Genomic DNA, 1020 nt, shown 5'->3' on the forward strand with positions numbered 1-1020 from the left:
ATCATCAACGCCGCCTCCGATACCGCCTTCCGCGTCGCCGTCGGCGGACACCAACTCCGGATAACCCACAGCGACGGCTATCCGGTGCAGCCGGTCACCGGTGCCAGCCTGCTGATCAGCATGGGCGAACGCTACGACGCGATCATCGACCTGACCGACGGCGTCTTCCCACTGGTCGCCGCCCCGGAAGGCAAGAGCGGGCACGCTTTCGCGCTGATTCGCACCGGTGGCGGTACCCCGCCCCCGGCCACTGTGCGCCCCGCCGAACTCACCGGGCGCCCGATCACCGCGGATCGGCTCGTCGCCGTCGAATCCGTGCGGCTGCCCAACCAGAAACCGGACAAGACGCTCGATGTCACCCTCGGATCGGACACGCACAAGTACATCTGGACGATCAACGGCAAGGAGTTCCCCGACCACTCCCCATTGGATGTGACCGAAGGGCAGCGGGTTCGGTTGCGGTTCGTCAACACGACGATGATGTTCCACCCCATGCACCTGCACGGCCACACCTTCCAGGTCGTCACCGGATCCGGTACCGGCCCCCGAAAGGACACCTCGATCGTGTTGCCCATGCAAACCCTCGAGGTCGACTTCGACACCGACAATCCCGGACAGTGGATGGTGCACTGCCACAACATCTATCACGGCGAGGCAGGGATGATGAGCGTCGTATCGTACGTGCACTGACCAGCAGCAACGCCGCCGCCATGAACTGCTGCACCTCCATCACGCCAATTCACCGGGGAAATGCGGGCGGCGACGTCGATCGAGTGTGGAGTCGAGCCGATTCCGGCCCGCGGGGCCAATGCGTTCCGGCTGAGACAGCATGCACTGGCCCACCGCAGCCGTCGCGACGACTCAGCCGCGCGGTGCCGAGGCTGATACCACGAGAGTCGAGGCACAGAGCGGGGTCGACCTTGTCGACCCCGCTCTGCCTCGCCTGGAAATGGACGTGAGTTCCTGTGGCAACGCCACGGTTGCCCATGGCGATCTGGCCACGGCATATGGGATTGGCAG

General features: G+C 65.0%; 2 protein-coding genes. Both read left to right on the forward strand.

The features are described 5' to 3' along the window. Positions 1–690: multicopper oxidase family protein (locus ON27_RS29345; protein WP_043734812.1), on the forward strand; the 690-nt coding region annotated here is incomplete at its 5' end. Between the two features lie 139 nt (positions 691–829). Continuing rightward, positions 830–1020: hypothetical protein (locus ON27_RS44420; protein WP_218003061.1), on the forward strand; the 191-nt coding region annotated here is incomplete at its 3' end.

It is taken from the genome of Nocardia asiatica NBRC 100129 (assembly GCF_000308415.1).
In the GTDB taxonomy this organism is placed as follows: Bacteria; Actinomycetota; Actinomycetes; order Mycobacteriales; family Mycobacteriaceae; genus Nocardia; species Nocardia asiatica.